The sequence below is a fragment of the Micromonospora sp. URMC 107 genome, from assembly GCF_051386315.1.
Taxonomy (GTDB): domain Bacteria; phylum Actinomycetota; class Actinomycetes; order Mycobacteriales; family Micromonosporaceae; genus Micromonospora.
This window is the reverse complement of the sequence record NZ_JBPQTK010000004.1, coordinates 42,312-55,864: the sequence shown is the minus strand read 5'-3', so window position 1 is coordinate 55,864 and position 13,553 is coordinate 42,312. Positions and strand designations below refer to the sequence as shown.

Genomic DNA, 13,553 nt, shown 5'->3' with positions numbered 1-13,553 from the left:
CCCGGCGCGGCCCGGTCGCCCGGGAGGCGCAGGTGGTGGCGGCACATCGCCGTCGGCCGATCGGCCGAGGGGTGATCCTCCGGGCGGGGCGGCCAGGCGACTAACCTTGCCGCATGCGCCTCTCCGCCCGGGTCGACTACGCCCTCCGCGCGGTCGCCGAGCTCGCCTCGGTGACCGGCGACGCCGGGCCCGGGCGAAGCCGGCCCGTGACCGCCGACCAGATCGCCCGCGCCCAGGAGATCCCGCCGAAGTTCCTGGAGAGCATCCTGCTGCAGCTGCGCCGGGGCGGCATCGTGCAGGCCCAGCGCGGCCCGGAGGGCGGCTACTGGCTGGCCCGACCGGCCGGGGAGATCTCGCTGGCCGAGGTGATCCGGGTGATCGACGGCCCGCTCGCGCACGTGCGCGGGCACCGGCCCGAGGAACTCGGCTACCACGGGGCGGCCCGGGCCCTCCAGGAGGTCTGGATCGCCCTGCGGGCCAGCGAGCGCGAGATCCTGGAACTGGTCACCGTCGCCGACGTGGCCGGCGGCACCCTGCCGGACCGGGTCGTCGAGCTGGCCGCCGACCCCCGCGCCTGGACCTGATCCCCGCCCGGCGCGCACCGCTCCGGTCCGTGGCCCGGGTGCCCTGCCGGTAGCCGGCGCGGGCGCAGGCCCACCCCGGCCCCGCTCCGGTCCGTCGCCCGTGCCCTGCCGGTAGCCGGCGCAGGGCGCAGGCCCATCCCGGTCGCGTGGGTCCGCGTCGGCTCGCGCCGTCTCGCGCCGGTCCCGCCCTGGTGGCCCGCCGGGTGGCGTCGCCCTGGGGTCTGTCGTCTCACTGACCGGTTGAAGGCTTGACCGCGGCGCGCCCCGTGCCGCATTGTCGACCAAGTCGATAGGAGATGCCGAAAAGTCAGGGGGCGCTCGTGCGCAAGCTGCTGGTCCTCGCGCTGGTCGGGCTCGCCGCGCAACTCGTCGACGGCGCGCTCGGCATGGCGTACGGGCTGACCTCCTCCACGCTGCTGCTGCTCGTGGGGGTGGCGCCGGCCGCCGCGTCGGCCTCCGTGCACCTGGCCGAGATCGGCACCACGCTCGCCGCCGGGGTGGCGCACTGGCGGTTCGGCAACGTCGACTGGCGCGTCGTCGCCCGGATCGCTTTCCCCGGCGCCGTGGGCGCGTTCGCCGGCGCGACCTTCCTCAGCTCGATCTCCACCGCCTCGGCCGCCCCGTGGATGGCCGGCATCCTGTTCACCCTCGGCGCGTACCTGCTGGTGCGCTTCTCCCGGCCGCTGCGCACCGACCGGCGCGGCGGCCGGCTGCGCGGCCGCTTCCTCGGCCCGCTCGGCCTGGTCGCCGGCTTCGTCGACGCCACCGGCGGCGGCGGGTGGGGCCCGGTCGCCACGCCGGCCCTGCTGGTCAGCGGGCGGATGGAACCGCGCAAGGTGATCGGCTCGGTGGACACGTCCGAGTTCGTGGTCGCCGGCGCCGCGAGCCTCGGCTTCCTGATCGGGCTCGGCTCCGAGGGCTTCCTGCTGCCCATGGTGGCCGCGCTGCTCATCGGCGGCCTGATCGCCGCGCCGATCGCGGCCTGGCTCGTGCGCATCGTCCCCGCCCAGCTGCTCGGCGCGACGATCGGCGGCGTGATCGTGCTGACCAACGCCCGTACGCTGATGCGCTCGGCCGACCTCGACGGCCCGGCCCGACCGGCCGTCTACGCGCTGCTGGCCGTCGCCTGGGCCGCCGCCCTCGCCCTGGCCGTCCGGGCGCTGCTGCGCACCCGCCGCGAGCGGACCGTCGCCGCGACCGCCCTCGCGGCCGGTACCCCGACCGGCACCCCCTCGGCGGCGACCACCGCAACCACCGACCGCTTCCCGACCTCGACGGCCCTTCCCCCGGCGGCCACGGCGGCCGCCGACGGCTTCCCGGCCTTGACGGCCGCGCCGACGGTGGCGCCACTGCGCACGCCGGACCACCTGGTCGCCCCCGAGCCGGCAACCACTGGCGTCCGGAGCGGCCCATCGCCGAGATCTTGGTAGGAAAGCGCCCCTGCAGGGCCGTTTCTGACCAAGATCTCCCGGCGCGGTCGGCGCGGCCGGCGCGGTCGGCACGGTCGGCACGGGTGGCCGGTGCCCCGTGACCTCGGCCCCCGGGGCGCCGCCGCCCGGTGGGTCGGGGTCTCAGTGGGGGAGGAGGGCGGTCGCGGCGTCGGCGAGGAGGGTCCACGCCTCGTCGACGTGGGCCTCGGTGGTCTGCGGTGAGCCGACGGCCAGGCGCAGCGTGTACCGGCCGTTGACCCGGGTGTGCGTCAGGTGCACCTGGCCCGTGGCGTTCACCCGGGCCAGCAGCTCCGCGTTGACCTCGTCGTCCGCCGCCAGCCGGAAGCACACCAGCGAGTACGGGTGCGCCCCCACCAGCACGAACCGCTCGTCGGCGCGGACCCGGTCGGCGAACCGGGCGGCGAGCGCCACGCCGGAGCGGATGTGTGCCCGCAGCCCCTCGGCGCCGTACCAGCGCAGCACGAACCACAGCTTCAACGCCCGGAACCGGCGGCCCAGCGGCACCTGCCAGTCCCGGTAGTCGATCACCGCACCGGACTCGGTGGCGGCGTTGCGCAGGTACTCCGGCAGCACGCTCAGCGCCTCGATCAGCTCGGCCGTGTCGGCCACCCAGAACGCGTCGCAGTCGAAGCCGGTGAGCAGCCACTTGTGCGGGTCGAAGCAGTACGAGTCGGCGTACTCCAGGCCGACGTGCCCGAACCGCAGCTCGGGGCAGACGGCCGCCGCTCCCGCGTACGCGGCGTCGACGTGCAGAAAGACCCCGTACTCGGCGCAGATCGCGCCGATCTCCGGCAGCGGGTCGATCGCGGTCGTGGAGGTGGTGCCGACGGTGGCCACCACGATCGCCGGAACGATCCCGGCGGCCACGTCCGCCTCGATCGCCGCGCGCAGCGCCGCCGGGGACATCGCCTGCGTCTGCGGGTCGACCTCGACCGGCCGTACGCCGTCGGCGCCCAGCCCGGCGATCCGCGCGGCCTTCTCGATGGACGAGTGGCCCTGGGTCGAGGCGTAGGCGCGGTAACGGCGGTCGACGCCGGCCTCGCGCCACCGGCCGCCGCCGGCCCGGTGCAGCGCGACCAGGGTCGCCACGAGCGTCGCCGAGGACGCCGAGTCCTGGATCACCCCGCCGCCACCGGAGCCGGAGCGGAACCGCTTCGGCAGGTCAAGCAGGTCGGCGAGCCAGTTCAGCAGCACCGTCTCCAGTTCGGTGCACGCCGGCCCGGTCGCCCAGAGCATCCCCTGCACGCCCAGCCCGGCGCTGACCAGGTCGCCCAGCACGCTGGGCCCGGACGTGTTGGCCGGAAAATAACCGAAGAATCCCGGGTGCTGCCAGTGGGTCAGCCCCGGCATGATCAGGGTGTCCAGGTCGGCGAGGACGGCCTCCACCGGCTCGCCGTGCTCCGGCGGGCCGGCCGGCAACCGGGCGGCCACCGCCCCGGGCGGGTCCTGCGAGGTCACCGGGCGCTGCTCCAGCGTCGCCCAGTAGTCGGCGATCCAATCCACCACAGCGTGCCCGGCGCGGCGGAACTCGTCCGGGGTCATGTGCTCAGCCACGCCCTGAGTCGATCAAGAATCCGGGCCGGGGGCAAGGGAAGCGCCGGGCCTTCCCCTGCGCGGGAGCGGCCGGCAGACAGGGTCGGGACCCGGAAAGCGAGGAGCGCATTGTCCGCAGAAAGCGCTTGCCCTAGCATCGCAGGTGCGCGGAGCCACCCCTCGACGCCGCCCGCCGGAACACCGACGCCGCAGTGACGGCGCCGGGGTGCCGACACCGGAGCGGCGGCGTCGGATTCCCGCCGCCAGCGCGGCGTGTCCTCCCGCCGGCCCGGGCAGGCCGGCGGTGACGGTCGCCGCGCGCCCGACCTCCCCGGAGGACACCCCCCATGCCCGTCACCCACCGCCGCCTCGCGCTGCTCGCCGCGGCCGCCGCGGCCGCGCTCGTCGCCGGTACGCTCCCGACCCTCACCGCCGCGGCGGCCGCCGCCGGCTGCCGCGTCGACCACCGGATCACCAGCCAGTGGTCCGGCGGCTTCGGCGCCGACGTCACCGTCACCAACCTGGGTGACCCGGTGAACGGCTGGACCCTCACCTGGTCGCACACCGCCGGCCAGCAGGTCACCCAGGCGTGGAACGCCGTCGTCAGCCAGTCCGGCGCCCAGGTGACCGCCCGCAACGTCGAGTACAACGCGACGATCGCCACCGGCGCCAGCGCCGCCTTCGGCTTCACCGGCTCGTGGGACGGGAGCAACCCGTCGCCGACCAGCTTCGCCCTCAACGGAACGGCCTGCACCGGCGGCCCGACCACGCCGCCGCCGAGCACTCCGCCCCCCAGCACTCCGCCACCCACCACGCCGCCGCCGGCCGGCGCGGTGCAGATGGAGGACCTCGACCGGGGGTTGGTCAGCGTCCGCTCCGGCACCGGCAACCTGGTCTCCTGGCGGCTGCTCGGCACCGAGACCACCACCGGGGTGGCCTTCAACCTCTACCGCGGCGCGACCAGGGTCAACGGCAGCCCGATCACCGGGGCCACCAACTACCTCGACAGCGGCGCGGCGGCGGACGCGACCTACACCGTGCGCGCCGTGGTCGGCGGCACGGAACAGGCCGCCTCCGCGACCGCGCTCCAGTTCCCCGCCGGCCACCTCGACGTGCCGTTGCAGGTGCCGCCGGGCGCGAGCACGCCGAGCGGCGAGAGCTACACGTACTCCGCCAACGACGCCTCCGTCGGCGATCTCGACGGCGACGGCGACTACGAGTTCGTGGTCAAGTGGGAGCCCTCCAACGCCAAGGACAACTCCCAGTCCGGCTACACCGGCACCGTGTACGTCGACGCGTACACCCTCACCGGCACCCGGCTGTGGCGCGTCGACCTGGGCCGCAACATCCGCGCCGGAGCCCACTACACCCAGTTCCAGGTGTACGACTACGACGGCGACGGCCGCGCCGAGGTGGCCATGAAGACCGCCGACGGCACCCGCTCCGGCACCGGCCAGGTGATCGGCTCCGCCACCGCCGACCACCGCAACTCCAGCGGGTACGTCCTCGCCGGCCCCGAGTACCTGACCATGTTCGACGGGCGCACCGGCGCGGTCCTCTCCACCGTCACCTACGACCCGCCGCGCGGCACGGTCTCCTCCTGGGGCGACAGCTACGGCAACCGGGTCGACCGCTTCCTCGCCGCCACCGCCTACCTCGACGGGCAGCGCCCCTCTCTGGTGATGGCGCGCGGCTACTACACCCGGGCGGTCGTGGCGGCCTGGGACTTCCGCGACGGCACCCTGCGCAAGCGGTGGACCTTCGACTCCAACGCCTCGGGCAACGGCGCCGCCTTCGGCCAGGGCAACCACAACCTCTCCGTCGCCGACGTCGACGCGGACGGGCGTCAGGAGATCGTGTACGGGTCGGCCACCATCGACGACGACGGCCGCCTGATGTACGCGACCGGGTTCGGCCACGGCGACGCCCTGCACGTCGGCGACCTCGTCCCCGGCCGGGCCGGCCTGGAGGTCTTCACGATCCACGAGTCCGGCAACCAGCCGGCGGCCGACCTGCACGACGCCCGCACCGGTCGGGTCGTCTGGCAGCGGCCGAACAACGGGGGAGCCGAGGGCCCCGGCCGGGGCGTCGCCGCCGACGTGCACGCCGGCAGCCCCGGCGCCGAGTTCTGGGGCGCCGGCACCCACATGACGGACCTCTACAGCGCCACCGGAGCCGTCGTCGGGCGCAGGCCGTCCTCGGCGAACTTCCTCGTCTGGTGGGACGGCGACCCCGTCCGGGAGCTGCTCGACGGCACCCGGATCGACAAGTACGGCACCGGCGGCGACACCCGCCTGCTGACCGCCAGCGGCGTGGCGGCGAACAACGGCACCAAGTCCAACCCGGCGCTCTCCGCCGATCTGTTCGGCGACTGGCGGGAGGAGGTCGTCTGGCGTACCAGCGACAGCCGTGCCCTGCGGATATACAGCACGCCCACGCCCGCCGGCAGCCGGATCCACACGCTCATGCACGACCCGCAGTACCGGGTCGCGGTCGCCTGGCAGAACACCGCCTACAACCAGCCCCCGCACCCGGGCTTCTTCCTCGGCGACCAGATGGCCGCCCCGCCCGCGCCCGACATCCACCTGCGCTGAGCCGGCACCCGGCCGGCGGGGGCCTCGTGACGTCCCGTCGGCCGGTCACGAGGGGGTGAGGCAGGCACCGGGCCGCAGCCGCGGAATCCGCACAGCTCCGGCCCGGTGCCCCACACCGCGGCATCCCCGACCCGTCCCGACCGGGAATGCCGTACCACCACCGAGGACAAACCTAGGCGGGCCACGCGTCGCCCCGGTGACGCCGACGTGAAGATCGTGTTTCAGCCCTCGCGGCGCAGGCCACCGGCCACCTGCTCGGCGATCAGCTCGTACGAGCGCACCCGGTCGGCCACGTCGTAGACCAGCGTGGTCAGCATCAGCTCGTCCGCGCCCGTGCGCGCCAGCAGCTCGCCGAGCTGCCGCCGTACGGTCTGCGGCGAGCCCGTCGCCTGACCCTCCCGGCGCTGCCGGACGAACTCGCGCTCGGCCTCCGTGTACGGGTACGCCGCCGCCTCGTCCGGCGTCGACAGGGGCTCCGGCCGACCCGAGCGCAACCGCAGGAACGACAGCGCCGCCGGCCCCGCCAACCACTCCGCCCGCTCGTCGGTGTCCGCGCAGACCGCGTTGACGGCGACCATCGCGTACGGCTCGGCCAGCCACCTCGACGGCCGGAAGTGCTGCCGGTACAGCGCCAGCGCGGGCACCGTGTTCTGCGCGCTGAAGTGGTGCGCGAAGGAGAACGGCAGGCCCAGCAGCCCGGCCAGCTGGGCGCTGAACCCGCTGGAGCCGAGCAGCCAGACGGCCGGCTGCTCGCCGAGGCCGGGAGTGGCCGTGATCTGCCCCGGCCGCTCGCCGCTGAAGTAGTTCATCAGGTCCGCCAGCTCCCGCGGGAAGCCCTCCGCCGACAGCCCTTCCATCGTCCGGCGCAGCGCCAGCGCGGTCACCTGGTCGGTGCCCGGGGCGCGGCCGATGCCCAGGTCGATGCGGCCCGGGTGCAGCGCCTCGAGCGTGCCGAACTGCTCGGCCACCACCAGCGGCGCGTGGTTGGGCAGCATCACCCCGCCCGAGCCCAGCCGGATCGTCGACGTGTGCGCCGCCAGGTGCGCCAGCAGCACCGCCGGGGCGGAACTCGCGATCGCCGGCATGTTGTGGTGCTCGGCCACCCAGAACCGGCGGTACCCGAGTTCCTCCGTGCGCCGGGCCAGCTCGGTGGTGTGCCGCAGCGCCGCGCCTGCGGTGGCGCCGGCCGCGACGGGGGCGAGATCGAGAACAGAGAGCGGTACGTTGATCACACGGTTGGCCAACCCCGCCGACCTCGGGTTTGTTCCCCGGAGCGGCCAGGCTCACGGTGCCCGCCGCGCCCGCCCCCGGGGGCTCAACCCATGCCGCGCGCCTGCTCGAAGATCAGGCTCGTCTGGGTGTGCAGCACCGCCGGGTCCACGGCCAGGTGGTCCAGCACGAAGTCCCGCAGCGCGTCCGCCGAGGCCGCCCGCACGTGCAGCACGTAGTCCTCCGCGCCCGCCACGTGGAACACCGCCACCACCCCCGGCAGCCGCACCGACCGGGCCCGGAACGCGTCCACCGCCGCCCGCTCGTGCGCGGTCAACCGCACCGACACCAGCGCCTGCAACGGCAGCCCGACCGCCGCCGGATCCACCTCCGCGTGGAACCCGCGGATCGCCCCGCGCTCCCGTAGGGCACGGGTGCGGGTCAGGCACGTGGAGGGGGCCACCCCGACCCGCTCGGCGAGGGCGTTGTTCGGCAGCCGGCCGTCGGCGGCCAGCTCCGACAGGATCGCCCGGTCTGTGTCGTCCAGGTCGGCGAACCGCCGCACATCATTCGTCGCAAGGGGCATGGAGACATCATCCATCGAATCCTGCCGCCCCTCCAAGGGCAATTACCGAATCATGTTCGGAACTATTGCCCGCGACTGACGCTATGTTCGATCCTTCGGGCATGACGACCGTGGACACCAGAGCCGTGCACGCCGGCCGCGACGACCTCGCCGCCCTCGGCGTCCACGTGCCGCCCATCGACTTCTCCACCACCAACCCGCTGCCGTCGGTCGACGCCGGCGGCGACGCGTACGAGGCCCTCGCCACCGGAGGCACCCTGCCCGCCGGCGGCAGCGCCGTCTACCAGCGCCTGTGGAACCCCACCGTGGCCCGCTTCGAGACCGCCCTCGCCGACCTCGAAGGCACCACCGACGCCGTCGCCTTCGCCAGCGGCATGGCCGCCCTCACCGCCACCCTGCTCGCCGCCACCCGGGACGGGAAGCGGCACCTCGTCGCCGTCCGGCCCCTCTACGGGGGCACCGACCACGTGCTCGCCACCGGCCTGCTCGGCACCACCGTCACCTGGGCCCGCGCGGGCGAGGTCGCCGCCGCCGTCCGCCCCGACACCGCCCTGGTGATCGTCGAGACCCCGGCCAACCCCACCCTCGACCTGGTCGACATCGCCGCCCTCGCCCGGGCCGCAGGCGACGTGCCGCTGCTCGTCGACAACACCGTCGCCACCCCCGTACTCCAGCAACCCACCCGGCACGGCGCCGCGCTCGTGCTGCACAGCGCCACCAAGAGCATCGGCGGACACGGCGACGTCCTCGCCGGCGTGGTCGCCTGCGACGGCGACTGGGCCGCCCGGCTGCGCCAGGTCCGCGCGCTCACCGGCGCGGTCCTGCACCCCCTCGGCGCGTACCTGCTGCACCGCGGCCTGCAGACCCTGCCGGTGCGGGTCCGCGCCCAGCAGGCCGGCGCCGAGAAGCTCGCCGCCTGGCTCGCCAGCCACCCCGCCGTCGCGCGGGCGCACCACCCGTCGCTGCACGACCCCGCCGGGCTCGTCGGACGGCAGATGAGCGGCCCCGGCAGCCTCCTCGCCTTCGAGGTACGCGGCGGCGCGCCCGCCGCGGCCGCCGTCGCGAACGCCTGCCGGCTGATCACCCACGCGGTGTCGCTGGGCGGCGTGGACACCCTCATCCAGCACCCGGCCTCGCTGACCCACCGGCCCGTCGAGGGGGAGGCCAGGCCCTGCGGGGGTCTGCTGCGCATCTCGGTGGGCCTGGAGGACGCGGAGGACCTGCGCGCGGACCTGGCCCGGGCCCTCGCCGAGCTCGGCTGATCCTCGGCCCTCCGGTCAGAACTTCCGGCCGACGGTCGACTGGCCCTCGGCCGTCGGGTCAGGACTTCGGGCCGACGTGGCGGTCGAGGGCGGCGACGGCCTCCCGGCGGGCCACGGAGAGGGAGTCGCGGCGGTTCATCCGCCAGGCGATGCCGAGCAGGTCCAACGCCCACTGGCAGAGGCCCATGATGTCGGTGGACTCGTTGACGAACATGTAGCGCGGGTAGACGTACTGGCGGCCGCGCATCGTCACCCGGTTGCTCACCCGGCAGCCGTCGGAGTGGAACAGGCCGCGAAGGAAGTCGCCGGGGTGCGCGGTGACGATCTCCCGCTGCCAGTCGGTGAGGACGATCGGTCGCTCGTGCTTCTTGCCGGGCCAGTGCTGCGGGAACAGGCACGGCCAGTGCTTGCCGGTGCTCTGCACCGCCACGCAGCCCTGCTGCTGGATCCGCTGGACCTGGTTGGCGAGCACCGCCTTCATCGCGACGTCGCAGGCGTCGATGAGATCAGGCCATGCGTCGGCGCAGTGAACGCGCAGGACGGGAACGCGGTCGGTGGTGACCAGGTGGCCGTCCCCGAGATAGAGGCCCAGCAGGTAGGGATAGGCCGTCGGGTCGGTCGGATTGCCGACATCGGGAAAGCAGCGGAAGCAGCGAGCGGCGGTGCCGACCATGACCGGCTCGGGTCGGTCCTCGCGCCAGTGCCAGACGGTGCTGTAGGGCAGGGACAGGTCCCGGGCTACCGACCGGATGTTGCTGCCGCGAGCGCGGAGCGCGCGGGCTCGGGCCCGCATCTCGGGTGGGTGCACCCGGAAATTGTCGAACAGACGTATGACAGAAGTGCCGGGAGCGGGACTTGAACCCGCACGCCCTCTCGGGCAGATGCTTTTGAGGCATCCGAGTCTGCCGATTCCTCCATCCCGGCTTAACCCCTGCGCGGGGTCGGGCCCACTGTACCCGACTAGGCTCATACGGGAGCATGGGTGGTAGCCGTGCCGGGAACGATGGTGGGAGTGGCTCGTGGCCGAGACGCAGACGGACGTCGAGCGCAGGCGCGTTCTGATCGCCGAGGACGAGGCGCTCATCCGGCTGGACCTCGCCGAGATGCTCGTCGAGGAGGGGTACGAGGTCGTTGGGGAGGCCGGTGACGGGGAGACCGCCGTCCGGCTCGCCGAGGAGCTCAAGCCGGACCTGGTCATCCTCGACATCAAGATGCCGATCATGGACGGGCTGGCCGCCGCCGAGCGGATCGCGGGCGCCCGGATCGCCCCGGTGATCATCCTGACCGCGTTCAGCCAGCGTGACCTGGTGGAGCGGGCCCGGGCGGCCGGCGCGATGGCGTACCTCGTGAAGCCCTTCCAGAAGAGCGACCTGGTGCCGGCGGTGGAGATCGCGCTGTCGCGCTACTCGGAGGTCGCCGCCCTGGAGGCGGAGGTCGCGGGGCTGACCGATCGGCTGGAGATCCGCAAGACGGTCGAGCGCGCCAAGGGCGCGCTGATGACGACCTACGGGATGACCGAGCCGCAGGCCTTCAAGTGGATCCAGCGCACGGCGATGGACCACCGGATGACCATGAAGGAGGTCGCCGAGCGGATCCTCGCCGAGACCGCCGGCGGCGAGGTCGCCCAGCCCGCCTCCTGACGGGGCCGCGACACGCCGGAGAGGGCTCCGGGGGCTCCTCGCCGCAGCGGTTGATCGATAGCATCTGATCCATGTGGACCCGGCGGCTGGTGGCGGTGCTCGGTGTCCTCGTGGTGCTGCTGGCGGGCTGCGACCGGGCCCCGGCGGAGCCCGCCGACGAGCCCGTGCGCCCGCAGTGGCAGCCGCTGGCCCTGCCGGCGCCGCCGGGCGTCCCCGGCCGGCCGCTGCTGCGCGACGCCGTGGCCTGCGCCGGCCGGTGGTACGTCGTCGGCGGCGTGGCCGACGCGGCGGGGGAGACCCGGCCGGCGGCCTGGGGCAGCACCGACGGCGTGTCGTGGACGGCGCTGCCGCTGTCGCCGTCGAGCCACTACGGCCGCCAGCACGTGCTCTACGCGGCCGCGTGCCACGACGGCCGGCTGGCGGCGCTCGGCGCGAAGAACGGCGGCGCGCACGGCAACCCGCGTACGGGCACCTGGTCGCAGTCGCCGGGCGGGGAGCTGCGGGAGGCGGCGGCGCCCTTCGAGCTGTACGCCGGCCCGCGTGCGGTGAGCGTGGCGCGGCTGGCGGCGGGCCCGGCCGGCTGGCTGATCGCGGGGGCGCGGGTCGACGGGGCGGCGGTCTGGACGTCGCCGGACGGCGAGCGGTTCACGATCCGGGAGGGTGCGCCGGAGCTCGCCGGTGACGGGCGTGGCCGGACGGTCGCGTACGACGCGGTGGCCGTGTCGTCGGGGTGGTGGGTGGTCGGGGCGGTGCTGCCGCCCGGCGCGACGGCGCAGGCGCCCCTGGCCTGGAGTTCGGCAGACGGGCGGGCCTGGCGGCGGGTGGCGCTGCCGGTGCCGGACGGCCGCGGCCAGGCCCAGCGGGTGGCGTCGGTCGACGGTGCGGTGGTGACGGTCGGCCCGGTGCGCGACGGGTTCGCGGCCTGGCGTCTGACGGGCGGCGAGTGGCGTCGGGTCGGCGGTTTCGGCGCCGCCGGTCCGGGGGTGTCCTCGGTCGGCGCGCTGGTGCCGGCCGGGCGGGAACTGGTCGCGGTGACGGGGGACGGCGGGGGCCGCGGACTGTGGCTCTCCGTCGATGCGGGGGACTCGTGGCGGACGGTGGCCATGCCGGCCGCGGTGCCGGATGGTGGGAACACCGCCGTGGCGGTGGCCTCGCACAGTGATCGACTGTTGTTGCTTGCCGACGACGGGACGACGTCCCGTGCCTGGTCAGTCGGGTTGCCGACGGTCGATCGGTAGGGGGTCGACGAGGTTCGACCCGTTACCGAAGAAACGAAGGCGAAGGACTTTCGTGACCGACGGTTCTTACAGCGATCGTTTCGAATCCGCCACGCCGTGTAACGGTTCGGTCAACCCCCTCCCCTGGGGCTTTCGTCACAGCTGAAAGGTGGGATAGCGTCCGGCCCCAGACCGGCGACGACGGTCTGGTTCGTCCGCCCCCGCAAGGGCCAATCGGCAGCGGGTGGTTCGGACCATGGGACGGAGGAGGGTTCGGGCCTTGAGGCAGAAGCTCGCGCGCGTTATCGGTGGGGTCGCCATGCTGGCGCTCGTCGCCGGCGGCACCGCATGCTCCAGCGGTAGCGACGACACGGCGTCCGGTGGCGACGCCTGTGGCAACAAGATCGCGTTCTTCGGCGCGCTGACCGGCAGCTCGGCGGCGCTCGGCATCAACGAGAACAACGGCGTCAAGCTGGCCGTCGACAAGTACAACAAGGAGAACGCCGACTGCAAGGTCGAGCTGGTTCCCCTGGACTCGCAGGGCAGCCCGGACCAGGCGCCGCAGCTGGCGCAGAAGGCCATCGACGACGAGAAGATCCTCGGCATCGTCGGCCCGGCCTACTCCGGTGAGTCGGAGGCCGCTGGTCCGCTCTTCAACGAGGCCGGTCTGGTGACCATCACCCCCTCCGCGACCCGCCCCAGCCTGGCGGAGCAGGGCTGGAAGACGTTCTTCCGCGCGGTCGGCAACGACTTCAGCCAGGGCCCGGCGGCCGGCAACTACATCAAGAACGTGCTGAAGGCCGACAAGGTCTACGTCATCGACGACCAGTCCGCGTACGGCGCGGGCCTGGCCGACGAGGTCAAGAAGCTGCTCGGCCCGGCGGTCGTCGGCTCGGACAAGGTCCAGGGCGAGGGCAAGCAGGTCGAGTTCTCCGCCGTGGTCACCAAGGTCAAGGCCGCCAACGTCAAGGCGATCTTCTACGGCGGCTACTACCAGGAGGCCGGCCTGATCCGCAAGCAGCTCACCGCTGCCGGGATCACCGCTCCGCTGATCGCCGGTGACGGCGTGAACGACGCCGCGTACATCACCTCCGCGGGTGCGGCGGCGGCCGAGGGCACCATCCTCACCTGCCCGTGCCAGCCGGCCGCCGAGGCGCGCGGCACCTTCGTCCAGGAGTACAAGGCGCTCAACGGCTCCGACCCGGGCACCTACAGCGACACGGCCTACGACGCGGCGAACATCCTGCTCGCCGGCATCAAGGCGGGCAAGACCACCCGTGCGGGCCTGCTGGAGTTCGTGAAGGGCTACAGCGGCGAGGGCGTCGCGGCGAGCTACAAGTTCGTCGAGGGCGGCGAGCTCGACCCGGCGCAGGTGAAGGTCTGGGCCTTCAAGGTCGTCGGCGGCAAGGTCGTCCCGGACCAGGAGATCCCGAAGTCCTGACGCCGGTCGCTGCTACAGCGATTGATCGGTGATCGC

General features: G+C 74.0%; 11 protein-coding genes and 1 tRNA gene. 7 read left to right on the top strand and 5 right to left on the bottom strand.

Translation table 11 applies throughout. The features are described 5' to 3' along the window. Positions 1-113 precede the first annotated feature (113 nt). Both ACSNN9_RS01580 and ACSNN9_RS01575 read left to right on the top strand, forming a co-directional pair. A complete protein-coding gene (locus ACSNN9_RS01580; protein WP_436670825.1) occupies positions 114-584 on the top strand; it encodes an RrF2 family transcriptional regulator in 471 nt (156 codons plus the stop codon). A 320-nt stretch (positions 585-904) separates the two neighbouring features. Then, positions 905-2,014 carry a sulfite exporter TauE/SafE family protein gene (locus tag ACSNN9_RS01575; protein WP_436670824.1) on the top strand — a complete coding sequence of 370 codons (1,110 nt, stop codon included), beginning with the start codon at positions 905-907 and terminating at the stop codon, positions 2,012-2,014. Positions 2,015-2,155: 141 nt separating this feature from the next. On the opposite strand, the gene ACSNN9_RS01570 is transcribed toward ACSNN9_RS01575, so the two are convergent. Further along, complete coding sequence (locus tag ACSNN9_RS01570; protein WP_436670823.1) at positions 2,156-3,589, bottom strand: pyridoxal phosphate-dependent decarboxylase family protein; 1,434 nt, start codon at positions 3,587-3,589, stop codon at positions 2,156-2,158. Positions 3,590-3,915: 326 nt separating this feature from the next. Here ACSNN9_RS01570 and ACSNN9_RS01565 point away from each other — a divergent pair, with 326 nt between their 5' ends. Then, positions 3,916-6,162: a cellulose binding domain-containing protein gene (locus ACSNN9_RS01565; RefSeq protein WP_436670822.1), complete on the top strand. Its 2,247-nt coding sequence runs from the start codon at positions 3,916-3,918 to the stop codon at positions 6,160-6,162. Between the two features lie 221 nt (positions 6,163-6,383). Here the strand turns inward: ACSNN9_RS01565 and ACSNN9_RS01560 are convergent, their stop codons facing one another. After that, complete coding sequence (locus tag ACSNN9_RS01560) at positions 6,384-7,394, bottom strand: LLM class flavin-dependent oxidoreductase (protein ID WP_436670865.1); 1,011 nt, start codon at positions 7,392-7,394, stop codon at positions 6,384-6,386. Positions 7,395-7,477: 83 nt separating this feature from the next. Beyond that, positions 7,478-7,957, bottom strand: a complete 480-nt coding sequence (locus ACSNN9_RS01555) for an Lrp/AsnC family transcriptional regulator (RefSeq protein ID WP_088999305.1) — start codon at positions 7,955-7,957, stop codon at positions 7,478-7,480. 83 nt (positions 7,958-8,040) lie between these two features. Between ACSNN9_RS01555 and ACSNN9_RS01550 the strand changes: the two genes are divergently transcribed. Beyond that, positions 8,041-9,219 (top strand): trans-sulfuration enzyme family protein, encoded by a 1,179-nt coding sequence (locus tag ACSNN9_RS01550; RefSeq protein WP_436670821.1) that lies wholly within the window; start codon positions 8,041-8,043, stop codon positions 9,217-9,219. Between the two features lie 58 nt (positions 9,220-9,277). On the opposite strand, the gene ACSNN9_RS01545 is transcribed toward ACSNN9_RS01550, so the two are convergent. Together ACSNN9_RS01545 and ACSNN9_RS01540 are read right to left on the bottom strand one after the other, a co-directional pair. Further along, on the bottom strand, positions 9,278-10,027 hold the full coding sequence (locus ACSNN9_RS01545; protein ID WP_436670820.1) for a transcriptional regulator: 750 nt from the start codon (positions 10,025-10,027) through the stop codon (positions 9,278-9,280). Positions 10,028-10,059: 32 nt separating this feature from the next. Continuing rightward, positions 10,060-10,143 (bottom strand) — tRNA-Leu (locus ACSNN9_RS01540). A gap of 95 nt (positions 10,144-10,238) precedes the next feature. Here ACSNN9_RS01540 and ACSNN9_RS01535 point away from each other — a divergent pair. From ACSNN9_RS01535 to ACSNN9_RS01525, 3 genes are all read left to right on the top strand, one after another. After that, on the top strand, positions 10,239-10,859 hold the full coding sequence (locus tag ACSNN9_RS01535) for an ANTAR domain-containing response regulator (RefSeq protein ID WP_357868559.1): 621 nt from the start codon (positions 10,239-10,241) through the stop codon (positions 10,857-10,859). 71 nt (positions 10,860-10,930) lie between these two features. Next, entirely contained in the window at positions 10,931-12,097 is a 1,167-nt protein-coding gene (locus ACSNN9_RS01530) for a hypothetical protein (protein ID WP_436670819.1), read from the top strand. A gap of 259 nt (positions 12,098-12,356) precedes the next feature. Beyond that, a complete protein-coding gene (locus ACSNN9_RS01525) occupies positions 12,357-13,517 on the top strand; it encodes a branched-chain amino acid ABC transporter substrate-binding protein (RefSeq protein ID WP_436670818.1) in 1,161 nt (386 codons plus the stop codon). Positions 13,518-13,553 lie beyond the last annotated feature (36 nt).

Excerpts from the sequence above, each read along its gene's own strand:
- ACSNN9_RS01580 (WP_436670825.1), top strand. The coding sequence starts at position 114 with ATGCGCCTCTCCGCCCGGGTCGACTACGCCCTCCGCGCGGTCGCCGAG.
- ACSNN9_RS01565 (WP_436670822.1), top strand. The coding sequence starts at position 3,916 with ATGCCCGTCACCCACCGCCGCCTCGCGCTGCTCGCCGCGGCCGCCGCG.
- ACSNN9_RS01555 (WP_088999305.1), bottom strand. The coding sequence starts at position 7,957 with ATGCCCCTTGCGACGAATGATGTGCGGCGGTTCGCCGACCTGGACGAC.
- ACSNN9_RS01550 (WP_436670821.1), top strand. The coding sequence starts at position 8,041 with ATGTTCGATCCTTCGGGCATGACGACCGTGGACACCAGAGCCGTGCAC.
- ACSNN9_RS01530 (WP_436670819.1), top strand. The coding sequence starts at position 10,931 with ATGTGGACCCGGCGGCTGGTGGCGGTGCTCGGTGTCCTCGTGGTGCTG.